At 67.6% G+C, this 23,061-nt stretch carries 22 protein-coding genes; 15 read left to right on the top strand and 7 right to left on the bottom strand.

What is annotated here, in order from left to right; genetic code table 11:
* Positions 1 to 24 precede the first annotated feature (24 nt).
* Complete coding sequence (locus ACVOK1_RS00435) at positions 25 to 279, top strand: hypothetical protein (RefSeq protein WP_481560687.1); 255 nt, start codon at positions 25 to 27, stop codon at positions 277 to 279.
* A 7-nt stretch (positions 280 to 286) separates the two neighbouring features.
* Here ACVOK1_RS00435 and ACVOK1_RS00430 read toward each other — a convergent pair whose 3' ends face one another.
* A complete protein-coding gene (locus ACVOK1_RS00430; protein WP_481560686.1) occupies positions 287 to 772 on the bottom strand; it encodes a TspO/MBR family protein in 486 nt (161 codons plus the stop codon).
* A gap of 77 nt (positions 773 to 849) precedes the next feature.
* Entirely contained in the window at positions 850 to 3,036 is a 2,187-nt protein-coding gene (locus ACVOK1_RS00425; RefSeq protein ID WP_481560685.1) for a translocation/assembly module TamB domain-containing protein, read from the bottom strand.
* Between the two features lie 117 nt (positions 3,037 to 3,153).
* Here ACVOK1_RS00425 and ACVOK1_RS00420 point away from each other — a divergent pair, with 117 nt between their 5' ends.
* From ACVOK1_RS00420 to ACVOK1_RS00390, 7 genes are all read left to right on the top strand, one after another.
* Positions 3,154 to 4,983, top strand: coding sequence for an XVIPCD domain-containing protein (locus ACVOK1_RS00420; protein ID WP_481560684.1), 1,830 nt, complete (start codon positions 3,154 to 3,156; stop codon positions 4,981 to 4,983).
* Positions 4,984 to 5,118: 135 nt separating this feature from the next.
* Positions 5,119 to 5,979: an STAS domain-containing protein gene (locus tag ACVOK1_RS00415; protein WP_481560683.1), complete on the top strand. Its 861-nt coding sequence runs from the start codon at positions 5,119 to 5,121 to the stop codon at positions 5,977 to 5,979.
* The gene (locus ACVOK1_RS00410) at positions 5,979 to 6,341 is read left to right on the top strand and encodes an STAS domain-containing protein (protein ID WP_481560682.1); all 363 of its coding nucleotides are present in this window, start codon (positions 5,979 to 5,981) and stop codon (positions 6,339 to 6,341) included. The genes ACVOK1_RS00415 and ACVOK1_RS00410 overlap by 1 nt, the downstream gene beginning before the upstream one ends.
* Positions 6,338 to 6,739 carry an anti-sigma regulatory factor gene (locus tag ACVOK1_RS00405; RefSeq protein ID WP_108768945.1) on the top strand — a complete coding sequence of 134 codons (402 nt, stop codon included), beginning with the start codon at positions 6,338 to 6,340 and terminating at the stop codon, positions 6,737 to 6,739. Before ACVOK1_RS00410 ends, ACVOK1_RS00405 begins: the two co-directional genes overlap by 4 nt.
* Positions 6,730 to 7,743 carry an ATP-binding protein gene (locus tag ACVOK1_RS00400; RefSeq protein ID WP_481560681.1) on the top strand — a complete coding sequence of 338 codons (1,014 nt, stop codon included), beginning with the start codon at positions 6,730 to 6,732 and terminating at the stop codon, positions 7,741 to 7,743. Before ACVOK1_RS00405 ends, ACVOK1_RS00400 begins: the two co-directional genes overlap by 10 nt.
* A complete protein-coding gene (locus ACVOK1_RS00395) occupies positions 7,743 to 8,612 on the top strand; it encodes a sensor histidine kinase (RefSeq protein WP_481560679.1) in 870 nt (289 codons plus the stop codon). The genes ACVOK1_RS00400 and ACVOK1_RS00395 overlap by 1 nt, the downstream gene beginning before the upstream one ends.
* On the top strand, positions 8,599 to 10,530 hold the full coding sequence (locus ACVOK1_RS00390; protein WP_481560678.1) for a response regulator: 1,932 nt from the start codon (positions 8,599 to 8,601) through the stop codon (positions 10,528 to 10,530). Before ACVOK1_RS00395 ends, ACVOK1_RS00390 begins: the two co-directional genes overlap by 14 nt.
* 447 nt (positions 10,531 to 10,977) lie before the next feature.
* On the opposite strand, the gene ACVOK1_RS00385 is transcribed toward ACVOK1_RS00390, so the two are convergent.
* Positions 10,978 to 11,256: a hypothetical protein gene (locus ACVOK1_RS00385; protein ID WP_313049776.1), complete on the bottom strand. Its 279-nt coding sequence runs from the start codon at positions 11,254 to 11,256 to the stop codon at positions 10,978 to 10,980.
* A 227-nt stretch (positions 11,257 to 11,483) separates the two neighbouring features.
* Between ACVOK1_RS00385 and ACVOK1_RS00380 the strand changes: the two genes are divergently transcribed.
* A complete protein-coding gene (locus ACVOK1_RS00380; protein WP_481560677.1) occupies positions 11,484 to 13,718 on the top strand; it encodes a TonB-dependent siderophore receptor in 2,235 nt (744 codons plus the stop codon).
* Between the two features lie 58 nt (positions 13,719 to 13,776).
* Here the strand turns inward: ACVOK1_RS00380 and ACVOK1_RS00375 are convergent, their stop codons facing one another.
* The gene (locus ACVOK1_RS00375; protein ID WP_481560676.1) at positions 13,777 to 14,472 is read right to left on the bottom strand and encodes an HAD family hydrolase; all 696 of its coding nucleotides are present in this window, start codon (positions 14,470 to 14,472) and stop codon (positions 13,777 to 13,779) included.
* A gap of 39 nt (positions 14,473 to 14,511) precedes the next feature.
* Positions 14,512 to 15,354, bottom strand: coding sequence for a helix-turn-helix transcriptional regulator (locus ACVOK1_RS00370; protein WP_481560675.1), 843 nt, complete (start codon positions 15,352 to 15,354; stop codon positions 14,512 to 14,514).
* A 106-nt stretch (positions 15,355 to 15,460) separates the two neighbouring features.
* On the opposite strand from ACVOK1_RS00370, the gene ACVOK1_RS00365 reads away from it, so the two are divergent.
* From ACVOK1_RS00365 to ACVOK1_RS00340, 6 genes are all read left to right on the top strand, one after another.
* Entirely contained in the window at positions 15,461 to 16,342 is an 882-nt protein-coding gene (locus ACVOK1_RS00365) for an SDR family oxidoreductase (RefSeq protein WP_481560674.1), read from the top strand.
* Between the two features lie 108 nt (positions 16,343 to 16,450).
* Positions 16,451 to 17,242, top strand: a complete 792-nt coding sequence (xth, locus tag ACVOK1_RS00360) for an exodeoxyribonuclease III (RefSeq protein ID WP_481560673.1) — start codon at positions 16,451 to 16,453, stop codon at positions 17,240 to 17,242.
* Positions 17,243 to 17,377: 135 nt separating this feature from the next.
* Positions 17,378 to 18,316: an acyl-CoA dehydrogenase gene (locus tag ACVOK1_RS00355; RefSeq protein ID WP_481560672.1), complete on the top strand. Its 939-nt coding sequence runs from the start codon at positions 17,378 to 17,380 to the stop codon at positions 18,314 to 18,316.
* Positions 18,304 to 19,056, top strand: a complete 753-nt coding sequence (locus ACVOK1_RS00350) for a PIG-L deacetylase family protein (RefSeq protein ID WP_481560671.1) — start codon at positions 18,304 to 18,306, stop codon at positions 19,054 to 19,056. The genes ACVOK1_RS00355 and ACVOK1_RS00350 overlap by 13 nt, the downstream gene beginning before the upstream one ends.
* Positions 19,053 to 19,640 (top strand): SAM-dependent methyltransferase, encoded by a 588-nt coding sequence (locus ACVOK1_RS00345; RefSeq protein WP_481560670.1) that lies wholly within the window; start codon positions 19,053 to 19,055, stop codon positions 19,638 to 19,640. Before ACVOK1_RS00350 ends, ACVOK1_RS00345 begins: the two co-directional genes overlap by 4 nt.
* The gene (locus tag ACVOK1_RS00340; RefSeq protein ID WP_481560669.1) at positions 19,637 to 20,326 is read left to right on the top strand and encodes a glycosyltransferase family 2 protein; all 690 of its coding nucleotides are present in this window, start codon (positions 19,637 to 19,639) and stop codon (positions 20,324 to 20,326) included. The genes ACVOK1_RS00345 and ACVOK1_RS00340 overlap by 4 nt, the downstream gene beginning before the upstream one ends.
* A gap of 19 nt (positions 20,327 to 20,345) precedes the next feature.
* Here ACVOK1_RS00340 and ACVOK1_RS00335 read toward each other — a convergent pair whose 3' ends face one another.
* Both ACVOK1_RS00335 and ACVOK1_RS00330 read right to left on the bottom strand, forming a co-directional pair.
* The gene (locus ACVOK1_RS00335) at positions 20,346 to 22,163 is read right to left on the bottom strand and encodes a glycoside hydrolase family 15 protein (RefSeq protein WP_481560668.1); all 1,818 of its coding nucleotides are present in this window, start codon (positions 22,161 to 22,163) and stop codon (positions 20,346 to 20,348) included.
* The gene (locus ACVOK1_RS00330; protein WP_481560667.1) at positions 22,160 to 23,056 is read right to left on the bottom strand and encodes an SDR family oxidoreductase; all 897 of its coding nucleotides are present in this window, start codon (positions 23,054 to 23,056) and stop codon (positions 22,160 to 22,162) included. Before ACVOK1_RS00330 ends, ACVOK1_RS00335 begins: the two co-directional genes overlap by 4 nt.
* Positions 23,057 to 23,061: the final 5 nt, after the last annotated feature.

Genomic DNA, 23,061 nt, shown 5'->3' with positions numbered 1-23,061 from the left:
CATCCTTCCTTCCCGCGTCGGCCGATGGCGGACAGTGCCCACTTCGAACTGCTCGACGTCAGTGCCCTGCAGGATCCCTGCAGCGGCCGCATCGTCCACCTCTATGCGCTGGTGGCGCGCTGCACGGCGTGCGAGACGGTGTTCAAGGCAGAGGAAGGCGCTGGCCTGGTCAGCACCTCGTCGGCCCGCGTGGTCCGCTGCCCATCCGGCTGTGGCCAGCAGTCGTTCACTGGCGCCGCACTTCGGCAGTGGCGAGCAGCGGACGCGCCGGCCGCCTGAGCCCCGCTCACAGCACCGAAGGGTTGAGCTGCCAGACCGCATGGTTGAGCGCGGTGGCGAAGCTGACCCAGGCCAGGTAAGGCAGCAGCAGCCACGCCGCCAGGGCCCTGCGACGGGCGAAGGCGAGCATCGTGGCCACGATCAGTACCAGCAGCACCAGAATGTCGGCGAAGGCCGCGCCACCGAGCTTCCAAGCAAAGAACAGCCAGCTCCACAGCACGTTGACCACCAGTTGCGCGACGTACAGCCCGAGCGCGGTCCGATTGCTGCGCCAACCGCCCTGGCGCCAGACCAGCCACGCGCTGAGCGCCATCACTATATATAAGAATGTCCAGACCGGTCCAAACACAGTGGCCGGCGGCGCCCAGCTGGGCTGGACCAGCTGCCCGTAAAACTGCGCAGCCGTGATCGAGGCGCGCGCGCCGAGCGCCGCTGCTGCGAGCGTGAGTGCCAGCCAACCCACCAGGCCGAACAGCTGTCTTCTGTGATTCATCACTGATCCTCTCGAACATTTGCCGTCGCACCCGGTCTACGCAGACCGGTGCGTGTTGGATGCAGGCGCCGCAACGCTCAGTCTGCGGTACCGGGTGCGCCGTCGGCAGGCAGCAGGGCCGGGCGCCCGTCGAACCATTCGCGTGCACCCGCCAGATGCCACTGGCGCTGCTTGCCTTTCATCTCGATGCCGGCACCGAGCAGTCCCCAGCGCAGGTACAGATCGCCGCGCTTGTTGTGCTCGAGCAGATCCAGCCGTGCGCGCAGGGACAGGCGCTCGTTCTCGGCTTCCAAGCCGTCGAGCACCAGATGGCCCGCCTGCCAGCGCAGCCGGGTGGTTGCATTCACCTGCCCGGAATCGAGCAGGGACAGCGCCCAGCGCGGGTAGTCGCCACGCTCGGCGAACACCGCCAGCAGGGGCGCGGCATCGCTCATGGTCAGCGCGGCGCTGGCATCGACCCGGAACGGTGCCTGCGCATCGATGCGGCCCTGCCTGAACTGCACGCGTCCCTGCCAGGGCGTCTTTCGCTGCTGCTGGCCGACCTGCACGTTGCGCAGCTGCACCGACGTGCCCGACAGGTCGAAGTAGCGCTGCTTGAAGTCGGCCCGGCGCAAAGTGGCGTCGACCTCTGCATTGCCAAGCAGGTCGAGGCCGGCCACCTGCAGGCGTGCGTCGTTGCCGAGCAGGGTGGCGGTGCCATGGCCGACCCGGCCGTCGGTATCCAGTTCCACATCGCCGGTGAGCGTGCCGGTGCCACCCAGCAGCCGGGCCTGGCCCTTGCCCAGATAGCGGTTGTACGCGGTCAGGTCGGGAATGGTGGCATTGCTGAAACGCAGGCGCGCGCGCATGTCCTTGCGGAACTCACGCAGGCGGCCATCACCACTGAGCAGCAGCGACAGGTCGCGACCGTCGAACAAGGTGTCTCCTTTCTCACCGCCAGCGCGTGCGTTGAAGCGCGGCACCCGTACATCCAGCGTGGCGCGGGTCGGCGTACCGGGCGCCAGCTCGCCGTGTGCGCTGGCCGTACCGGTCATGCGCACGCCCGCCACTTCGGCCGTTGCCGCTGCTTCGGGGATGTCCACCGTACTGCCCGCCGCAAGCTCTCCCGCTTTCAGCTGCAGATCGGCCCGCACGGTGCCGCCGCCGTCCAGCTGCACCCAGGGCTTGCGCAGGAACAGGGCGGGAATCCAGTTGAGCGAGGTGAAGGTCCATACGCCCTGCACGCGACCGGAGGTGCGCTCGATCAGCTGGCCGGGCTCGCGGAAGGGAATCTTCCGCCCCGAGATGTGCAGGTCGGCATCCAGCGCGGCGCCCGTGTCCTTGCGCGCCGGCAGCCGCGCCTGCAGGCGGATGTCCTGTGCCGCGTGCAGCTGCAGGGCCAGCGTGCCGCGATCGGGGGCGCCGGCGCCGGCCTGTAGCGGCACCCGCCACACCGCGCGACTGCCCGGCTGCAGGGTGCCGCGGTCGAGCGAGATGTCGGCCTGCAGCTGGCCCGTGCTGGGCGAGCTGGATACCGCCAGCGTCCGCGCATCCGTGTCCAGCCGGATGCCGTGACTGCGCGCATCTACCTTCAGCGCGCCGCGGAGGATGTCGAACTTGGCGATGCCGGGCGCCTGGTCACGGTAATGCCAGGGGTAGCCGAATGTTGCCTCGACCTTCATCGCGTCCAGCAGCTGCACGCCGTCATAGCTGGCGATGGCGTCGCTGAAGGCCACCTGCGAGTCATACAGTTCCGAGGGGCCGCCACGCAGCTGCTTGCGGAAGCCGACCGTGCCCTGGCCCTGGCCGATGATCAGCAGCTTGCCGAAGCGGGCGTGCTGGATGGAATCACTGTGGATGGCGTCGAAGCGCAGTGTCCAGCCCTGGCTCCCTCGAGGGGGCGGCGGCACGACATCGTCGACACGGGTGACTTCGGCCGACACGCCGCTGGCCAGCAGGTGCGGCACGCGCACTTCGCGGCGGAACAACGGCCACAGCGCCAGGCGGGCACTGGCGCGGTCGGCGTGCAGCACATACACCGTGTGGTTCACATGGCCGCGCATGTGCACGTTCCAGGCGATGACATGCCCCGGCAGCAGAGTGATGGCCGGACCCGTGCGCATCACGAACTTCTGCGGTTTGCGGTTGGTGGCCAGGTCGAACAGCGGCGTGTTGAGGAAGATGTTGCCCGCCAGCAGATAGAGCGCGTAAACGCCGGCAACGCTCCAGGCCAGCAGCCGCCAGCGGCGCGGCCATTGGGTGAAACGTGCGGAAAATGCGGGCATTCGGGCTCATCAACGGGTGGGACGTGCGTCACTATCCCGAACATCACTGCGTGATGATGTGAATGCCTGGCGATTTCGCCTGCTTATAATCGTGGGCTACGTAGAGGAGCCCATGGCATGACTGCACAGGCTGGCAAGGACAGCACCACCGCTTACGACGCCCCGGACAAGGCGGCCTTCGACCCCACTTACACCTCCAGCGTGCACGAAGCGCGGCGGGCGACGCGCGACGGCAGCGTGACGGTCTCCGAGACCGGGGTGAAATCCAGCGGCGAACGCAAGCTGGCTGGCACGAAGTTCGCGGGACAGTTCGTCGACGCCAGTGCCGCCGTCACTGAAACAGTCGTCGATGGGCGCAACGAATTCCAGCTGGAGGTGGCCAATGCCACCCGCAGTCAGCTGAAGGCCGGCATCGTCGAAGGTGCGGTGTCCGCCGGTGGCCGTGGCCGCTACAAGGTGGCCCTGCCGCAGAACGACACCACCGATCCGCGCGAGGTCAGTCCACTGGACCCGACCACCCTCCCGCGCGGTGGCAGCGTCATCCTCGATGGCCAGCAATTCACTGGCACGCAGATGGAAGCGCGTTTCCGCAACATGGCCGCCGAGAGCCAGCTGACCGAGGCGCAGGGCGCGAGTTATCGCGTCGATCGCCTCAGCGATGGCCGCGTGCGCGTCAGCACGGGCCCGAACGAGGCCGTGGAGGCCTTCAATGGCGTGGGCTTCTCGGCGGGCAAGTTCAGCGCCGTTGCCGGCCGCCAGGATGGACTGGGGCAGTCGTCGGTGCGCAGTGCGACCTTCGATCTGGAGCAGGCCGATGGCCGCGCGGCCTACGCGCAGTTTATCGAGACCGGGCGGATGCAGGCCGGCACGCCCGGCGTGCAGGACCTGGCCACCATCGAGCGGATCGGCATGAATTCGCAGACCCGTCTGAAGCTGGATTACAACGACAAGTTCGGTGTCGACCTGGCCGGCCAGCGCAATGCCGGCGATATCGTGCGCGTGCGCCGCGAGGATGGCAGCTACACCGAGCGGATGAACCTGGAGTACAGCGGCAACCTGCCGATGAGCCGCATCAGCGCCTACGGTGCCGACGGCAGGGAAGACCTCGCGCAGCGCCGCTACGAATTCACCTTCGACCTGAAGGACAACCCCAACGGGGAGCAGATCGCCAGCCTGGCCAACAGTGCGCTGGTCGGGCGCGCCGGCAACGATGTGCGCGGGCCTTTGAAGGCCGGCGAAGTGAACACGCTGGTGCTGGACGAGGGCCAGATGCGCGGGTTGATGCAGCGCACCCAGGCGATGGTGAAGGACAACCCGATGATGGGCCCGGCCTGGCATCTGCTGGCCGAGGACGGACAGGGCAGGCCGCAGCAGGATGTCGATGCCTTTGCCGTGGCGCTTGCGCGCAACCAGGGCCATTCGGCCTATGGCATGGCCGAGCGCCTGTTCCACGTCGCCGCCGCCGGCGGCCAGGATCTGCAGAAGATCGACGCTACCGTGCGCGGTGACCATCTGCAGGGCCTGCCGCCGCCTTCGCCGCTGCTGCCGCAGCAGGACCCGCGCCATGCCAGCAGCCCGGACCACGCGATGTGGTGCCAGAGCCAGGGCGCGGTCGGCAGCCTGGACCAGGCCATGGGCCGCACCCCGGATGAAATGAGCGAGCGCCTGAGCATGGCCCTGCTGGTGGCGGCGCGGCATAAGGGCATGGAGCGTATCGATGAAGCCGTGCTCAGCGACGATGGCCGCTACGCGTTCGCGGTGCAGGGTGAGGCGCATGCGGCTGACCGGCAGATCGCCCGCACCGACACCGCGCAGGCCGTCGCCACGCCGGTGAGCGAGCAGGTGCGCGAGCTGCCCCAGCCTGCCGAGCGCAGCACGGAGCACGCACGGGCTGTGCAGCAGGAGCAGCAGCTGCAGGAGCAGGCCAGTCGAGCGATGGCGCGCTGAGAGCACCATTACACCGGCACGTGACGAAATTTCACGCGCGGACAACATCTTCACAGTGCTTAATAGGCTTCCTGACGAGTAAGGGGCTTGTCCAGAAAGGGCGGTCCCGCGTTTTCACCAACCTGGACCGTACCCATGGCGGCTTTGCAGCAGCGCACCATCGACCTCATCCGCGAGCATCAGTCGACCTTGGTCGCACAGTGGCGTGGCAACCTCAACGCCGCCGGCCAGAACGATGACAGCCGCATCGGTGCTCGTGACCTGGATATCCAGGTCAATGAATTCTGGCAGCTGCTGCTGCCCGCGCTGTCGGCCGCCGATGCAGGCAACCTGCACGGCGCCGAATGGCAGGCCATCCGCCATTTCCTTGAAGACCTTTCGCGCGACCGCGCGATCAAGGGTTTCTCGTCCTCGGAGACGGCCACCTTCATCTTCTCGTTGAAGCGGCCGCTGTTCCAGCTGCTGCAGCAGCACCACAGTGGCGATCCGCAGGCGCTCGGCGAACAGCTCTGGTCGATCTCCGAGCTGCTGGACGTGCTCGGCCTGCACACGGTCAAGGCTTTCCAGCGCACCCGCGAGGATGTCATCCAGCGCCAGCAGGAAGAGATGCTGGAGCTGTCCACCCCGGTGGTGAAGCTGTGGGATGGCGTGCTGGCGCTGCCGATGATCGGCACGCTGGATTCGCAGCGCACCCAGGTGGTGATGGAATCGCTGCTGCAGCGGATCGTCGACACCGGCTCGGAAATCGCCATCATCGACATCACCGGCGTGCCCACCGTGGACACGCTGGTCGCCCAGCACCTCCTGAAGACCGTCACCGCCATCCGCCTGATGGGCGCCGACGCCATCATCAGCGGCGTGCGTCCGCAGATCGCGCAGACCATCGTGCACCTGGGCCTGGACCTGCAGGGCATCGTCACCAAGGCCAACCTGGCCGACGCGCTGGCCCTGGCGCTCAAGCGTACCGGCCTGACCGTCACCCAGGCCAACCGCTGATGGACCGCATCCCGATCCTGCAGATGGGCGACCTGCTGCTGGTCACCATCCAGGTGGACATGCACGACCAGCTGGCATTGAACCTGCAGGACGACCTCAGCGAGCGTGTCCGTCGCACCTCCGCACGCGGCGTGCTGATCGACATCTCGGCGCTGGACATCGTCGATTCCTTCATCGGCCGCATGATCGCCACCATCTCCGCGCTGTCGCGGGTGATGGACGCGACCACGGTGGTGGTGGGCATGCAGCCGGCCGTGGCCATCACCCTGGTCGAACTTGGCCTGGACCTGAGCGGCGTGCGCACGGCGTTGAACGTGGAGCGCGGCATGAAACTGCTGCGCCAGAGTGATGAACTGCCATGACCGCACGCCAGGGGACGTTACCCGTGCGGGTCGAACAGGACGTCGTGCTGGCCCGCCAGGCCGTGCGCCAGGCGGCGGTGGCCTGCGGGCTGCGGCTGGTCGACCAGACCAAGCTGGTGACCGCGGCGAGTGAACTGGCGCGCAACACCGTCATCTACGGCGGTGGCGGGCAGATGGACTGGGAACTGCTGGACGAAGGGCTGCGCCGTGGCGTGCGCCTGGTGTTCTCCGACCAGGGGCCCGGCATCGCCAACATCGAGCAGGCGCTGACGGACGGCTGGTCGTCGGGCAAGGGCATGGGCCTGGGCCTGTCCGGCTCACGGCGGCTGGTGGATGTCTTCGAACTGGACAGTGCACCCGGCCAGGGCACGCGCATCGCCATCACCAAATGGACGTGAATTTCTCCGGCCACGTGACCCGCGTCGTGGCCGTGGAGGAACCGACCCAGGTCGGGCAGGTGCGCCGCGAGGCGCTGGCCCTGGCCGCACGGATCGGTTTCGATGAAACGGACAGTGGACGGGTCGCGCTGGCCGCCAGCGAGCTGGCCAGCAACCTGCTGCGCCATGGTGGCGGCGGCAAGGTGTATCTCTCGGTCGTACAAGGGCGCGGCGCCCGCGGTGTCGAGCTGTATACCGTGGATGCCGGCCCTGGCTTCGTGCTGTCGCGGGCACTCGTGGAAGGCTATTCCACCGGCGGCAGCCAGGGCCTGGGACTGGGCGCGGTAAAGCGACAGGCGACGCTGCTCGACAGCTGGTCCGATGCGCGCGGCACGATCGTCGTGGCCCGCATCTACCCCGAGCGTGCCGGTCCGCGCGTTGATCTCGCCTACGGTGCCCTGCGCCTTGCGATGCGGGGCGAAGAGGCCTGCGGCGATGCCTGGCACTTGGCGGTGCGCGAAGGTCAGGCGACGCTGACCGTGATCGACGGACTGGGCCACGGCCTGCCGGCCACCGATGCCGCGCAGGCCGGCACGCGCAGGGCGGCGGAAGCAGGCGTGGACGCGCCGAGCCAGGTGATTGAAATGCTGCACCAGGCCATGTCCGGCACCCGCGGCGGTGCCGTTGCCGTGGCGACGGTGCCGCTGTCCGGGGGCGAGCTGCAGTTCGCCGGCATCGGCAACATCAACGCCGGCATTGCCGATGCCACGACCTATCGCGGCCTGGCCTCGATGCCGGGCATCGTCGGCGTGCAGTTCCGCAAGGCACAGGCATTCAACGTTCACGCCGCGCACGGCACTCTGCTGATCATGCACAGCGATGGCCTGCAGGGGCGCTGGCGGTTGCAGGACTATCCGGGCCTGGTCCATCGGCACCCGGCGCTGGTGGTGGCGGTGCTGCAACGGGATTTCGACCGTGGTCGTGACGATGCCAGCATCGTTGCCCTGCGCATGGGAGCGTGGTGATGGGGCAGGAACAGATGCAGGAAGAGAACACCCGCCTGGCGGCCGAGAACGCCGCCCTGCGCGCCGAGCTGGAAGAAACCAACCAGGGCGTGCTGGCGCTGTATGCCGAGCTGGACCAGCAGGCGGTGCAGCTGCGCGAGGTCTCCGACCTGAAGAGCCGGTTCCTGTCCTACATGAGCCACGAGTTCCGCACGCCGCTGGGTTCCATCCTGAGCATGACGCGGCTGCTGGAAGACGGTTTCGACGGCCCGCTCAACGATGAGCAGCTGCGCCAGGTCCGCTTCGTCAGCGCCTCGGCATCGGAGCTGCGCGAGATGGTGGACGACCTGCTGGACCTGGCCAAGATCGAGGCTGGGCGCATCACGATCTCCCCGGGCTGGTTCGATCTGATGGACCTGTTTGCGGCCCTGCGCGGCATGTTCAGGCCGCTGGTGGACAGCAACCAGCGCATCGAACTGGTCTTCGAGGACCCGCCGCCGCTGCCGATGCTCTACACCGACGACAAGAAGCTGGCGCAGATCCTGCGCAATTACATTTCCAACGCCATCAAGTTCACCCCGGAAGGGCAGGTGGTGGTGTCGGCGACGATGGAAAGCGATGCAGAGGTCCGCTTTACCGTGCGCGATACCGGCATCGGCATCGCCCCGGAGCTGTTGCCAGCGCTGTTCGAGGATTTCGTGCAGGTGGATTCGCCGCTGCAGAAGCGCCTGCGCGGCACCGGCCTCGGCCTGTCGCTGTGCAAGCGGTTTGCCGAACTGCTGGGCGGCCGGGTGGCGGTGGAAAGCCTGCCCGGCAGCGGCTCGGCCTTCCATGTAGTCTTGCCGGTAGCATTGAACGAGGCGACGGAGGACGCCCATGCCGCACTCTGATCGCGTATTGGTGGTCGATGACAATGCAGCCACGCGCTATTCCGTGCGGCGCGTGCTGGAGCATCATGGTTACAGCGTCAGCGAGGCGGCCACCGGGCAGGAGGGGTTGGACCGGCTCGCCGACGCGGAGTTCGGCGCGGTCGTGCTGGACGTCAACCTGCCGGACATGAGTGGCTTCGACGTGGTGCGCCAGCTGCGCACCCAGCCACGCATGCAGCTGCTGCCGGTCGTGCACGTCTCGGCCGCGTCCATCGCCACCGGTGACATGATCACCGGCCTGGACAATGGCGCCGATGGGTACCTGATCCACCCGGTGGACCCGGACGTGCTGCTGGCGACGCTGCGCAGCCTGCTGCGCGCGCGACGCGCCGAGGAAGCCCTGCGTGAAGCGGATGCGCGGTTCCAGGAGATTTTCAGCCAGGTCAACGCGCCCATTGCGGTGCTGGATGAGCAGCTGCAGATCCGCGAAAGCAATGCCGCCTTCGCGCGTCTGCTCAGCGACGCGGGTGCCAACGGTTCGCTGTTCGCCCTGCTGGGCGGCAACAAGGAGTTCGTGCTGGATCTGCAGGATGCGCTGGCGAGGCAGGAGCGCTGGCAGGGCGTGCTGTCCATCGGGACCCGGCAGGGCGTGCGCAGCACGCAGTGGCGGCTGACCCCTGACCGCCGCACCGGCCACGGTCTGGTGGTGGTGGAGGACGTGACCGAGCACCATGAGCGTGCCCGCGAACAGCGCGCCGAGCTGGAGACGGCCAATACCGAGCTGGCGCACCAGATCGCCGAGCGCGCCCGCACCGAGGGTGAACTGCTGCAGGCGCAGAAGATGGATTCGCTGGGCCAGTTGACCGGCGGCATCGCGCATGACTTCAACAACCTGCTGACCACCATCATCTCCGGCCTGGACATGATCGAACTGGCCGTGGCGTCGTCGCGGCTTGAGAAGGTCCCACAGTACAGCAGCATCGCCGCCGCATCGGCGCAGCGCGCCGCCGCCCTGACCCAGCGCATGCTGGCGTTCGCACGCAAACAACCGCTGGATTCTCGACCCTTCGACGTGGTGGCGCGTACGCGCTCGCTGGAAGATCTGCTGCGCCGCTCGATCGGCGAGAACATCGAGCTCGAGTTCGAGCTTGGTGAGGAACCGCTGGTTGCCGTCGCCGACGTCAATCAGTTCGAGAACGTCGTGCTGAACCTGGTCATCAACGCACGCGATGCCTTGGGCGGCCGTGGCCTGATCCGCCTGCGCGCCGAGGCCTGCGAGGTCCAGCGCGAGAATGCGTTGACCTCCGGCCGCTATGTCAGCCTGAAGGTGATCGATAACGGGCCCGGCATTCCCTTGGAGCTGGTGGAAAAGGTCTTCGAACCCTTCTTCACCACCAAGCCGCAGGGCGAGGGCACCGGCCTGGGCCTGTCGATGACCTATGGCTTCGCGCGGCAGTCGGGCGGGCTGGCCCGCATCGCCAGCGAGCCCGGTGAAGGGACCGAGGTCGAGCTGCTGCTGCCCGCCGGTGAAGTGCCACAGGCGGAGACGAGCGCCGAGCAGGTCGCGCCGCCGCGCGGCCAGTCCGAGCGCATCCTGCTGGTGGATGACACCGATTCGGTGCGGATGATGGTCGGTGAAATGCTGTCCGAAGCGGGTTACCAGGTGACGTTGGCGGCGGATGCGCGCCAGGCCCTGCGCCATCTGCGGCAGGACCCAGCCTTCGATCTGCTGCTGTCCGACGTCGGCCTGCCCGGCATGGACGGCCGCGAACTGGCCGATGCCGCGCGCGAGATCAATCCCGTGCTGCCGGTGCTGTTCATCACCGGCTACACCGAACGTGCTGCGGTGCGTGAGTCCTTCCTCGGTACCGGCATGAGTCTGCTGCCCAAGCCGTTCAGCCTGCTGGAGCTGATGGCCGCGGTGCGCGCCGCGCTGTAGGGCGGCAGGGTTACAGTGCCTCGGGACAACCCGGCAGGGTGATCGGCTACCATCGCCTCTTCAGGGAGGCGGCATGGATGTCATCACACCAGGGTTTCTGATCGTCGCGGTCATCGCCGTGATCGTTGTGGGCGCCGTGTTTGGCGGCCGTCGCTTGCGCGCCAAGCCGCCATCGCGGATCTACCGATGCCGGAGCTGTGGATCTGCCGCGCACCACAATGCGCGGACGTTGGAGGCATGGCGCCGCGGGAAAACCGCCTTTTTCTGCCAATCCTGCCATCGGCAGTGGCGGCGGTCGCAGCCGCCGGGACAGCGGGACAGGGAGTCCTCGGCGACGGGAGGCGGATCAGGGTGCCTAGGGGTCATCGCGCTGGTAGCGGCGTTGCCGCTGGGGTTGCTCTGGGCCTGGCTGCAGGCCTGACCTCACGGACAGGCCTGCGCGCTCAGTCAGCCCGGCAGGTCGCACTGCATCTTGCCGTCCACGTAATAAGGTTTTGGCACGTTCGGGTTCTCGCTGGTCTTTTCGAACACCACTTCGAACGAATCCGCCTTCGGCGTTCCCTTGCGCTCGGTGCAGGCGTCGTTGAGCTTCTTCTTCACCGCGGTGATGCCGGCATCGCGGTTGGCGCCGTCGGCGCTGTTGGTCAGGTTCACCGTTTCTGCCAGGGCGAGCGGGCTGATGGCCAGCAGGCCGGCGGTGACGATCAGGGTGTGCAGACGGGTCATGCATTCTCCTCGTGCGTTCCATTGCGGATGCGCCGCAGGCGTGCGGCGCGCACACAGGATAGGGAAGGCCGGTTAAGGCACCGTGCTCGGCCTGTGCTCGTGTCAGGCTGCGACCGATTGTCGCTCCAATGGTAGTGGGAACCATTCGCATCTGCTATGATTTAACGCGTCCTTAACCAGCGCCGCTGCCGCCGCCCCCAGGCGCGCCTCCCAGAAGCAGGTCCCCCATGTCCAACGCCCGTTCCCTTTCCCGCGAGCCAATGCGCTCGCTGCTGTCCGTGTCCGTTGCCACGCTGCTGGCATTGCCGCTGGCCGCGCAGGCCCAGTCGGCGATGCCCGATGGCGCCACGCCCACCGATCTGGACGCGGTGCACGTCAACGCCTACCGCACCATCACCCACACCTCCGGCGCGACAAAGACCGATACCCCGGTGGCCGAGATGGCCAAGTCGGTGTCGGTCATCGCACGTGAGGAACTGGACGCGCGCGGCGTGCAGAACCTCAACGAGGCCATGCGCTATGTGGCCGGCGTTTCGCTGGAAAGCACCGGCATCGACAACCGTGTCGACGACTTCCGCATCCGCGGCTTCGATGCCGGCAGCTGGAGCAACAACGTCACCGTCGATGGCATGCGCGCGCCGCAGGGCGGGCAGTGGAACCGCACGATGGTCGACAGCTGGAACCTGGACCGCGTGGAAGTGCTCAAGGGCCCCTCGGCGGTGATGTATGGCCAGGTGGCTCCGGGCGGCATGGTCAACCAGGTCAGCAAGACGCCCACCCCGGACCAGCAGCAGGTGCTGCAGCTGGGCGTGGATGGCAACGGCCAGTACAGCACCGCCTTCGATGTCTGCGCGGGCAGCGATGACAAGCGCCACCTGGCCCGCCTCGTCGGCCTGTACCGTGACGGCGACACCCAGATCAAGCACACCGACCAGGAGCACTGGTTCCTGGCGCCCAGCTACACCTTCCAGATGGCCGAGCGCACGCGCCTGACCCTGCTGGGCCTGTACCAGCGCGACGATGGTGGTTCGACCTACCAGTTCCTGCCAATGGCCGGCACCCTGGTGGCCACGCCTTACGGGCACATGAAGAACAGCACCTTCATCGGCGAGCCGACCTGGAACACCTACGACCGCACGATCTGGTCGGGCGGCTGGCTGTTCGAGCACGCCTTCAACGAGCACTGGACGCTGAGCCAGAGCGCGCGCCGGTTGAACGTGGAATCGACCTTCCGCAGCGTGGTGACCAATGGCGCGTTGAACGCCGATGGCCGCACGCAGAAGCGTCGTTCCACCTGGGGTGAGGGAGATTCGCGCGGCGATACCGCCGATACCCGCCTGACCGGCAAGTTCAGCACCGGCGCCGCCGAACACACCCTGCTGCTGGGCGTGGACTGGCAGAAGGCCGACTGGACCGCGGCGCGCGGCGCGATGGGCACGACCACCGATACGCCCACCGCGATCGACATCTTCAACCCGGTCTACAGCGGCTACATCCCGGCCACCACCTCGATCAGCTATTCCGGCGGCATCAACCGACAGACCGGTGCCTACCTGCAGGACCAGATCGCGCTGGACAAGTGGCGCTTCACCGTCGGTGGCCGCTACGACTGGACCAAGGATGACACCTGGACCCAGGCCTACACCGTGGCTACCAACCGCTATGGCGCACGCACGCCCAGCCACATCAAGAACGATGCCTTCAGCGGCAATGCCGGCCTCCTGTACGTGGCCGACAACGGCCTGACCCCGTACCTGAGCTATGCCGAATCGTTCCAGCCGGCCGGCAGCACGGCCACGCAGTCCTTCGAGCGCACGGCGTTCGATCCGATCACCGGCAAGCAGTGGGAAGTGGGCCTGAAGTACCAGCCGGCCAGCTTCGATGGCCTGATCACCGTATCGGCGTACGACCTGCGGCAGCAGAACGTGCTGACCGACGACCCGGACAGCAGCCACAACACCTGCGGCACCACCGGCACCAGCCAGTGCCAGGTGCAGGATGGCGAGGGCCGCGTGCGCGGTGTCGAACTGGAAGGCCGCGTCACCCCGCTGCCGGGCTTCAGCGTGATCGGTGCCGCGTCGTGGATGGAATCGGAAGTAACCCGCAGCAACAACGGGTACGCCGGCAAGGATCTGGCGATGGTGCCGGACTGGACCACCTCGCTGTGGGGCGACTACACCTTCCAGGGCGGTGCACTGGAAGGCCTGAGCCTGGCGGCGGGCATGCGCTACAACGGCAAGAGCTACGGCGACAGCGCCAACCTGTACCGCATTCCTTCCTACACCCTGTGGGATGCCGCCATCCGCTATGACATCGGCCTGTACGGCGCGGTGGGGACACAGCTGTCGTTGAACCTGAGCAACCTGGCCAACAAGCGTTTCGTGTCGACCTGCACCGGCGTGTCGTCGTGCTACTACGGCACTGGCCGCACGGTGACGGCGACGGCGCGCTTCACCTGGTGAAGCAGACCGGGTGATGCAGGACTGCCGCCGCACCCGGACGGGGCGGCGGCAGCGCCGATCACGCCGCAGCGTTGGCGGCGTAGGCGGCCAGCACGGCCGGCAGCTCGTGCATCGATTCGAAGATCACGTGCGCACCGGCCGCACGCAGGGCCTCGGGCGTGCTGTGGTACTGGCCGCCTGGGCTGTAGCCGAACACCGTGGCACCCGCGGCCACGCCTGCGGTGGCACCGGTCACGGTGTCTTCGATGACCGCGCAGCGGGTCGGGGCCACGCCCAGTGCCGCGGCGGCTGCCAGGCACACATCCGGGTGCGGCTTGGTGCGCGGCTGGTCCTGGCCGCTGAAAATCTGCCCGGCGAAGGCATCGAGGATGCCGATCTTGCCCAGCTGCAGGCGCACTTTCAGCAGGTCGGCGCCCGAGGCGCAGGCAATCCTGCCACCGGTCGCGACCTGGATTGCACGCACGGCAGCCGGGGCGCCGGGAACTTCAGTGAGGTCACGCTCAAGTGCCGCGTTGCGCTGACGGCGGAATTCATCCAGCCATTCATCGGTGAACGGCTTGCCGGTGCGTTCCTCGATCAGGCCGGCCAGGCCGGCCACGGATTTGCCGAGGAAGATCTCGCCGGCCTGCTGCTGGGTCAGCGGCCAGCCGCGCTCGCTCAGCATGTCCGACAGCACGCGGGCCACCAGCGGCTCGGAATCGACGAGGACGCCGTCGCAGTCGAACAGCACGGCATCGAAGGGGAAGGGGGACATCAGGAACTCCTTGCAACAACCAACGGGGGAAGCTGCGCGCTATTTTCCCACAGGGCGGGGGTGGGCACCCCGCGCCTCGATGAACGCCGCGATCCGCTGCAGCGTCTCCGGGGGGCCGGCGTTGTAGACGATCATCGACAGGTCCGGGCGCGCTTCCACGGCGAAGGTCGAGAAGTCCAGCTCCAGCAGGCCCAGCTCCGGGTGCTTGAGCCGCTTGCTGCCATCCCCTTCGCTGGCCACGTCGTTGCTGCGCCAGAGCGCGGCGAACTCGGGGCTGCTGGCCGAGAGCTCGGCGGCCAGCTCGGCCACTTCGGTCTCGGCACCGGCACGGATGGCGTCGGCACGCAGCGACGCCACCACGAAGCGGGCGACGCTGCTCCAGTCGTCCTGCGCCGCGCGCACCCGGCTGTTGCTGAAGATGAAGCGCAGGATGTTGCGCTCGCGGGCCGGCACCTGCGCGTAGTCGGTCAGCAGCACCGTGGCGGCGTGGTTCCAGGCGACCACGTCCCAGGTCGGGGTGCGGATCAACGCCGGGCTGTAGGCCAGGGCGTCCAGCACCCGCTGCAGGCGCGGCGAGATGCTGTCGCCGCTGCGGTACTTCACTTCCGGCGGGCGGCCCAGCCCCAGCATGTAAACGTGTTCGCGCTCGGCGTCGGTCAGCCGCAGTGCGGCGGCGATGCGGTCCAGGACCTCGGCGGACGGCGCGCCGCCACGGCCCTGTTCCAGCCAGGTGTACCAGGTCGGGCTGATGCTGGCGCGCTGCGCGACTTCTTCGCGACGTAGGCCGGGGGTGCGCCGGCGACCGGTTTGGAAGCCGAAACTGGCTGGATCCAGCCGCGCGCGACGGCTCTTGAGGAATTCGCCAAGCGAATGCTGGTTCATGCCGGTGACCGCCTGCCTGTCAGTGGCTATACCTGTATAACGTCACTACTTTAACAGGATGCGGCGAACGGGATACTGGGCCTACTTTCCAGTGGAGGCAGACCTCATGCGTGTATTCCTGACCGGTGCCACCGGCTTCATCGGCAGCCGCGTACTCCAACAGCTGCAGGCTTTCGGCCACCAGGTCATCGGCCTGACCCGATCGGAGGCGGGTGCGGAGGCACTGCGTGCAGCGGGCGCCGACGTGCAGCACGGCGAACTGGGCGACCTCGCCAGCCTGCGCGCCGGAGCCGAGGCGGCCGATGCGGTGATCCACACCGCCTTCGACCACGATTTCAGCCGCTTTGCGGCCAACTGCGAGCAGGATGCCGCGGTGATCGGCGCAATGGGCGAGGTGCTGAAGGGTTCGGCGCGCCCGTTGCTGATCACCTCCGGCGTCGGCATGGGTGAAGCGGAGCCCGGCCAGCCGGCGGTGGAGACCGTGTTCAACCCGGGCCACGGCAACCCGCGCGTCGCCTCCGAGCGCGCAGGCAACACGCTGCTAGAGGCTGGCGTGGACGTGCGGGTGATGCGCCTGCCGCAGGTGCACGATACCGCCCGCCAAGGGCTGATCAGCTATTTCATCGATATTTCCCGGCAGCAGGGCGTGGCCGCCTATGTGGGCGAAGGTGCAAACCGCTGGTCGGCGGCGCATGTGGAAGACGTCGCCCGTGCGTACTGCCTGGCGCTGGAGCGCGGTCACACCGGCGAGCGTTACCACGCGGTGGCCGAGGAGGGCATCAGTGCGCGCCGCATCGCCGAGGTGGTGGGTGCTGGGCTGGACGTGCCGATGCGCAGCATCACGCAGGAAGAAGCGGCTGCGATGTTTGGCTGGTTCGCGCTGTTCGCCGGGATGGACCTGCCCGCATCGAGTGCGCTGACGCGGCAGCGCCTTGGCTGGCAGCCGGGTGGCCCGACGCTGCTGCAGGATCTGCAGGCGATGGACTAACGCGCGGGGCGCTGACGGCGGGTGAATGGGCCTGTACCGCGCGTGCATCTGCCCGCGCGGATACTGGCCACCCTTGAATCGTGCATTGGGCCAGCCGGGGCCTCCGCCATGCCACGTCGGAAAACGCTGCGCATCGCCACCTTCAACGTCAATGGGATCGGCCCGCGGCTGCCGCAGCTGCTGGCATGGCTGGACCGTGAAGCACCAGACGTGGTCGCCCTGCAGGAGCTGAAGGCCACGGATGCAGCGTTTCCGGCAGCGGAGCTGGAGCAGGCGGGCTATGGCGCGATCTGGTGCGGCGAAGCGCGTTGGAACGGTGTCGCAGTGCTCGCGCGCGACGCGATGCCGATCGAAAGCCGTCGCCGGTTGCCGGGCGATCCCGAAGACAACCAGAGCCGCTATCTGGAAGCGGCTGTGCATGGCATCGTCGTGGGCGCACTGTACCTGCCCAACGGCAACCCGCAGCCCGGCCCGAAATTTGATTACAAGCTGCGCTGGATGCAGCGCCTGCTGGACCATGCCCGTTCGCTGGTCGACCTTCCACACCCGGCGGTGCTGATGGGCGACTTCAATGTCATCCCCACTGATCTGGATGTGTATGACCCCAAGGCGTGGAAGCGTGACGCGCTGTTCCAGCCCGATGTCCGTAATGCGTTCGAGCGATTGCTGGCGCAGGGCTGGACCGATGCGCTGCGAAAGGTGCACGGCGAGAAGATCATCTACACGTTCTGGGACTACTTCCGCCAGCATGCCGAGCGCGACCGCGGGCTGCGCATCGATCACCTGCTGCTCAATCCGGTGCTTGTGTCGCGGCTGAAGGATGCCGGGGTCGATCGCTGGGTGCGCCTGCAGGACAAGGCCAGCGATCACGCCCCGACCTGGATCACCGTCAGCGTCTGAATGCTTCACGGTGACGTTGGGTAGTGGTTGTGATGATGCGCAGCGACAGCATTCATGTGCCGGACACATCGGCAAGACAGCAGCGTGACCAGGCAAGGCCTACGTTTCAGTCCTGTCCCCCCCGAATGCCACGACATGCTTGCTCCGGTCCTGCCCCCCCCGCTATCCAACCTGGCCCGGCAACGCCTGTTGCAGCATCCTGATCTCCCACTGCCCGGCCACGGCCACACGCTGGAGCGCTGGCGCGCACTCGCAGCGCTGGGTCATGAAGACCTGTGCCTGGCCAAAGTGCTCGAAGCCCATCACGATGCGATTGCGATCCTGCACGAACTGCGCGTGCCCGTGCCCTCGGACCAACTGATGGCGGTATGGGCGGCAGAGGGTCCGGCCTGCACATTGCGCGCGGAGCACGACGGCCGGCTTCGCGGCGACAAGCCGTGGTGCTCGGGAAGCAATCTGGTCGATACCGCGCTGGTGAGCGTGCGCGGCGAGGCGGGCGTGCAGCTCTACAAGGTGGACGCATCGCAGTGGCACTGCATGGATGGCGAGCCGTGGCCGGCCGCTGGCATGGCCGGTGTGCCGTCCACCACCGTGCGCTTTGATGGTGCGGAGGCTGAAGCGGTGGGTCCGACCAATGGCTACCTGGAGCGGCCAGGCTTCTGGCACGGTGGCGCCGGCATCGCGGCGGTCTGGTTCGGTGCGGCGACAGCGCTGGCCGAACGCATGCAGCACGGCTGCAGCGAAGGCCTGCGCGCGCGGCTGCTGGGCAAGGTCGATCTGGCACTGGCACCGGCAGCGGCACTGCTGCGTGAACTGGCCATGGCCATCGACGCGGCTCCGCAGCTGACCCACCGCGTGCAGGTGGTACGCGTGCGCAGCGTCGTCGAACGCGCCGCCACGCAGGTCCTTGATCTGGCCGGCCGCGCGCTTGGGCCAGCACCGATGTGCATGGAAGATGCCCATGCACGGCGCTGGGCGGATCTGACGGTCTTCATGCGCCAGAGTCACGCCGACAAGGATTGGCAATGGCTGGGTGAGCAGTGCGCCAGACAGGTGATGCCATGGTCGCTGTAGCCACCATCCACGGCCACGGCTCGGACGAACGCGCGTGGGAGCACTGCGACTGGCTTTGGCAGCAGCCTGAAACTGCGCTTGCGGAACTGTGTGCAGGTGTGCGCCGGCTCGTGGTGGTCGCGCCGCATCCGGATGACGAAGTGCTGGCGTGTGGCGGGCTGCTGTGTGCGGCTGCAGGCATCGGCCTGGGAGTGCAGGTCGTTGCGGTGACCGACGGCGAGGCCTGCTACCCGGGCGAGCGCTGGTGGACGCCGCAGCGCCTGCGCCAGGCACGCCGTGAGGAGCTGCGCGATGCGCTTGGCGCGCTGTCCATTGATGCCGGCGCCATTGTCCATCTTGGCATTGCCGATGGGGGCGTCACCGACCACGAAGCCGGCCTCGAAGACTGGCTGTGGCAGACCCTGCGCGAAGACGACCTGGTGCTGGCGCCGTGGCGCTTCGATGGTCACCCCGATCACGAAGCGGCCGGCCGCGCCGCCTGGCGGGCCGCCCGGGCGGCCGGTTGCAAGCGGCTGGAGTACCCCGTCTGGGGCTGGCACTGGCTGGACCCCGGCTGCGCCCACATGGCGTGGGAACAGCCGAAGCTGCTCGACATTTCCGCTGTCGCCGCGCACAAGCGCGAAGCGATCGCACAGTTCCGCACCCAGACCGGCGACGTGTCCCGGCTGCACGCCGAGCCCATCCTGCCGGCCCACGTACTTACCCGCTTCTACCGCAACCACGAGGTTTACTTCGCATGAGCGCCCAGCCGTACTTCGATGACCTGCATGCCAACGATGACCCGTTCGGCTACCGCACCCGCTGGTACGAAGAGCGCAAGCGCGACCTGCTGATGGCCAGCCTGACCCAGTCCACCTTCCAGCGCGGCTGGGAGCTGGGCTGCTCCAACGGGGTGCTTACCGAGCGCCTGGCCGGCCGCTGCGAGCGCCTGCTGGCTACCGACATCAGTCCGCGCGCCGCCTTCCAGGCGCGTCGTGGGCTGGCCCATCTGCCGCATGTGCAGGTGCATTGCGCGCAGCACCCGCAGCAGTGGCCGGCCGGTCGCTTCGATCTGATCGTGTGTGGCGAGATGGGCTACTACCTGGGCCCGGAAGCGCTGGTCGAACTGCGCGATGGGTTGCATGCCGCGATGAAGGACGACGGACTACTGGTCGCCTGCCATTGGCTGCCGTCATTCCCGGGCCGGGCCAGTCGCAGCGCGCTGGTCCACGAGCGGCTCGGGCATGGCCTGCAGGAGGCGTTCTGCTACCGCGACAGCGATTTCATCCTGCAGGGCTGGACGCGCAGGCCGCTCTCCCTGGCCAGCAACGAGGGCCTGAGATGATCGGCGTGCTGGTGCCGGCGCACAACGAGGCTGAGCACCTGGCCGCATGCCTGCGCTCGCTGGCCATCGCTGCAGCGCATCCGGGGCTGGCTGGCGAGCCGGTGCAGATCATCGTTGCGCTGGATGCCTGCACGGATGGCAGCGCCGAGGTGTGTGCGCGGATGGCGACGGAGACTCTAAGCCTGCAGGCGCGGTGCGTCGGCGCTGCACGCGCGGCCGCGGCGGGCGTGCTGCTCGAGCGCGGCGCCGCATGGCTGGCCAGCACCGATGCTGACAGCGAGGTTCCAGCCGATTGGCTGGTGGCCCAGCGCACCGCAGGCACCGACGTATTCTGTGGCGTCGTCGATCTCGGCGAGCTGGCGCCGCAGCAGGCGTGGCTGCGCAGCTGCTTCCAGCGCGGTGAGCGCTGGGGTGAAGGGCATGGTCGCGTGCACGGGGCCAACCTTGGGGTCTCCGCCGCCGCCTACCGGCGGGCAGGCGGATTTGCGGCGCAGCGATGCTCCGAAGATGTGGACCTGGTGCGCCGATTGGAGGTGGCGGGTGCGTCGATCCGTTGGGCCAGCGCGCCTGTGGTGACCACCAGTGGCCGGTTGTCAGGCCGCGCCGTCGGTGGCTTTGCCGATCATCTGGCAAGCCTGGCTGCGTTTGAGGCGTTGCCGACTCCCCAGCTGGCCCTGGCCAGCTGAGGAACCCTCCCGCGCAGATCTAATGGCCGTCCACCGCAAACCCGGCATGGATCAGCGCCAGATGACTCAAGCCCTGCGGTGTGTTGCCCAGACCCTGTCCAGTAGACGGGTCCCACATTTCCGGCATCAGCCCGACATCGTTGCGTACCCGCCCCAGCAGAGCATGGAACAGGCGCTCGGCCTCGACCCGATCACCGAGCAAGCCATACGCCTCCACCATCCAGAACGCGCAGCTGATGAAGGTGCCTTCGCAGTCCTGCATGCCGCTGTAGCGCCACAGCAGATCGCCGCTGGCATCGCACAGCTCGCGGCGCATGGCGCCACGGGTAGCGATGAAGCGCTCACGGCGGACCTCGGCGAAGCCGAACCGCGAGGCCAGCATCAGGCTCGCGTCCAGCCGCTCACTGCCGGCATGCATCACGTACGCCTGTTTGCCCTCATCCCAGCAGTACGCATCGATCCAGTCCAGGATGCGCTCTTTCTCGCGCTGCCAACGTGGCAGACGTGCACGGGTGATGTGGCCCTTTTCAGCGAGTTCGCAGGCGCGTCGGAGGGCCATCCAGCACTCCACCTTGGACATGGTGTAGTGCTGCAGGTCCTCCAGCTCCCAGAATCCGCAGTCCTTGCGCATCCACTGGTCGGCGCATTCGTCAGCCAGCTCGAACAGCAGGCGCGCGGTAGCGGGATCCAGTATGTGTCCGGCCTCGATCATGCGGCTGGCCATCTCCAGCACATCGCCGTAGACACAGGTCTGCAGCTGGTCGGTGGCGGTGTTGCCGACCCGCACCGGCTGGCTGCCCTTATAGCCCGGGATGTCGATGTAACGCTCCTGCTCCACGCGCTCTCCGCGCAGGGTGTAGCACGGTGGAAGGCCTGGACGGTGGCGGCCGATGGTGGTCATCAGCCAGCTGAAACCCGCCTTCGCATCGGGCAAGGCGCCTACGCGCAGGAATGCCTTGATGACATAGGCGGCATCGCGCACCCAGCCGTACCGATAGTCCCAGTTCTTGTCACCCCCCAGGCGCTCCGGCAGCGAGGCGGTCACGGCGGCGGCGATCGCCCCGGTGGGTGCAAACCAGAGGAACTTGAGCGCCAGCGCCGAACACATGACTTCGCTGCGCTGGCGGCTCTCGCAGTGCAGGTCGGCCACCCATTGCTGCCATTCACGATCGGAACGGTCGATGCGGGTATCGATGTCCTGCAAGGGCGGTACCGGCAGCACTTCGTCCTGCGAGGCCAGCAGGGCGATGATCGCCCGCTCGCCGGATGCAACCTGGATGCTGCCCTTGACCTCGCGATCATCACACCGCTCGATGCGGGTCTGCTCGGGATAGCGCAGCATGGTCATCACCGGGCCGACGTGGTGCACGCAGCCGTTGGGTGTGTCGCTCATCCACGGCGTGCAGCTGCCGGCGCGGGTACCCGGCAGATAGTGCAGATCAAAGGTCACCTCGCCGTCGAGTCCCTCGATGCGGCGCGCCAGTTCTGACCACGGCAGGCGTCCGGCCGGCCCGCTGTTCATCGATTCGGTTACCCGGGCTCGGCCCGAAGCAGTGCGCACCTGGGTTTCCAGTACGTTGCTGTCCGGCCGGTAGCGGCGGGAGACGTTCTCGATGTTGCGCGCCTGCAGCGCGAAACGGCCGCCGTCAGCCGCATCCAGCAAGCGGTCGAACAGGGGGGGGGCATCCAGGCAGGGTGCGCACCACCAGTCGATGCTGCCATCGGGCGCGATCAGTGCGGCAGACCGCCCGTCACCGATGGCGGCGTATGCGTTGATCGGCGCGTGACCCTCAGGGTCACGCGCGATGCTCACGCCTTCCACTGCGTCTTCGGTCACGGCAGCAGCATGCCGCCAGTGGCACCGATCGCCTCGCCGGTGATGTAGCTCGATTCCTGGGTGGCGAGCAGCACATAGGCCGACGCCATCTCCACCGGCTGGCCCGCGCGCTTCAACGGTGTCTGTGAGCCGAAATCGGGGATCGCCTCCGGCGGCTGGCCACCTGCGGGCTGCAGCGGCGTCCAGATCGGGCCTGGCGCAACCGCATTGACGCGGATGCCGCGCTCGGCCACCTGCTGCGCCAGCGACTTGGTGAAGTTGACGATGGCTGCCTTGGTGGGCGCGTAGTCGAGGAGGTTCGGCGAAGGCTGGTAGGCCTGGATGGAAGCGGTGTTGATGATCGTCGCGCCGGCCGGCAGATGGGGCAGGGCGGCCTTGCATACCCAGAACAGCGCGTGGACGTTGGTGCGGAAGGTCGCCTCGAACTGCTCGGTGTCCAGATCCTCGATCTTCTCCACCGCCAGCTGCGTGCCAGCAATGTTCGCCAGCACATCCAGCCCGCCCAGCCCGTCCACGGCCTGCTTCGCCAGGTCCCGGCAGAACGCCTCGTCCTGCAGATCGCCGGGCAGGGCAATGGCCTTGCGGCCTTCCGCTTCGATCAGGGCGACGACTTCCGCCGCGTCTTTCTCTTCCTCAGGCAGATAGTTCAGCGCCACATCCGCGCCTTCCCGAGCGAAGGCGATGGCCACCGCGCGGCCAATACCGGAGTCAGCGCCGGTGACCAGCGCTTTGCGGCCCTTCATGCGGCCCAGACCGACGTAGCTCTTCTCGCCGTGATCGGCCTTGGGATTCAATTCGTGCACCGTACCCGGTGGCGTCTGCACCTGGGCCGGGTAGGTCGGTTGCGGGAACTGGGTGAGGGGGTTCTGCATGTCGTACTGGTTGCGGCTCATGGGGT

Source organism: Stenotrophomonas sp. STEN087 (assembly GCF_056759115.1).
This window is presented reverse-complemented; position numbering and strand designations above follow the sequence as displayed.

Bases quoted from the DNA above. Each gene is read 5' to 3' on its own strand.
- ACVOK1_RS00410 (WP_481560682.1), top strand. From the start codon at position 5,979: ATGGACCGCATCCCGATCCTGCAGATGGGCGACCTGCTGCTGGTCACC.
- ACVOK1_RS00395 (WP_481560679.1), top strand. From the start codon at position 7,743: ATGGGGCAGGAACAGATGCAGGAAGAGAACACCCGCCTGGCGGCCGAG.
- ACVOK1_RS00370 (WP_481560675.1), bottom strand. From the start codon at position 15,354: ATGAACCAGCATTCGCTTGGCGAATTCCTCAAGAGCCGTCGCGCGCGG.
- ACVOK1_RS00330 (WP_481560667.1), bottom strand. From the start codon at position 23,056: ATGAGCCGCAACCAGTACGACATGCAGAACCCCCTCACCCAGTTCCCG.
- ACVOK1_RS00385 (WP_313049776.1), bottom strand. From the start codon at position 11,256: ATGACCCGTCTGCACACCCTGATCGTCACCGCCGGCCTGCTGGCCATC.
- ACVOK1_RS00355 (WP_481560672.1), top strand. From the start codon at position 17,378: ATGCTTGCTCCGGTCCTGCCCCCCCCGCTATCCAACCTGGCCCGGCAA.
- xth (WP_481560673.1), top strand. From the start codon at position 16,451: ATGCCACGTCGGAAAACGCTGCGCATCGCCACCTTCAACGTCAATGGG.
- ACVOK1_RS00390 (WP_481560678.1), top strand. From the start codon at position 8,599: ATGCCGCACTCTGATCGCGTATTGGTGGTCGATGACAATGCAGCCACG.
- ACVOK1_RS00340 (WP_481560669.1), top strand. From the start codon at position 19,637: ATGATCGGCGTGCTGGTGCCGGCGCACAACGAGGCTGAGCACCTGGCC.
- ACVOK1_RS00350 (WP_481560671.1), top strand. From the start codon at position 18,304: ATGGTCGCTGTAGCCACCATCCACGGCCACGGCTCGGACGAACGCGCG.
- ACVOK1_RS00435 (WP_481560687.1), top strand. From the start codon at position 25: ATGGCGGACAGTGCCCACTTCGAACTGCTCGACGTCAGTGCCCTGCAG.
- ACVOK1_RS00430 (WP_481560686.1), bottom strand. From the start codon at position 772: ATGAATCACAGAAGACAGCTGTTCGGCCTGGTGGGTTGGCTGGCACTC.
- ACVOK1_RS00400 (WP_481560681.1), top strand. From the start codon at position 6,730: ATGGACGTGAATTTCTCCGGCCACGTGACCCGCGTCGTGGCCGTGGAG.
- ACVOK1_RS00425 (WP_481560685.1), bottom strand. From the start codon at position 3,036: ATGCCCGCATTTTCCGCACGTTTCACCCAATGGCCGCGCCGCTGGCGG.
- ACVOK1_RS00420 (WP_481560684.1), top strand. From the start codon at position 3,154: ATGACTGCACAGGCTGGCAAGGACAGCACCACCGCTTACGACGCCCCG.
- ACVOK1_RS00375 (WP_481560676.1), bottom strand. From the start codon at position 14,472: ATGTCCCCCTTCCCCTTCGATGCCGTGCTGTTCGACTGCGACGGCGTC.
- ACVOK1_RS00380 (WP_481560677.1), top strand. From the start codon at position 11,484: ATGTCCAACGCCCGTTCCCTTTCCCGCGAGCCAATGCGCTCGCTGCTG.
- ACVOK1_RS00365 (WP_481560674.1), top strand. From the start codon at position 15,461: ATGCGTGTATTCCTGACCGGTGCCACCGGCTTCATCGGCAGCCGCGTA.
- ACVOK1_RS00405 (WP_108768945.1), top strand. From the start codon at position 6,338: ATGACCGCACGCCAGGGGACGTTACCCGTGCGGGTCGAACAGGACGTC.
- ACVOK1_RS00415 (WP_481560683.1), top strand. From the start codon at position 5,119: ATGGCGGCTTTGCAGCAGCGCACCATCGACCTCATCCGCGAGCATCAG.
- ACVOK1_RS00345 (WP_481560670.1), top strand. From the start codon at position 19,053: ATGAGCGCCCAGCCGTACTTCGATGACCTGCATGCCAACGATGACCCG.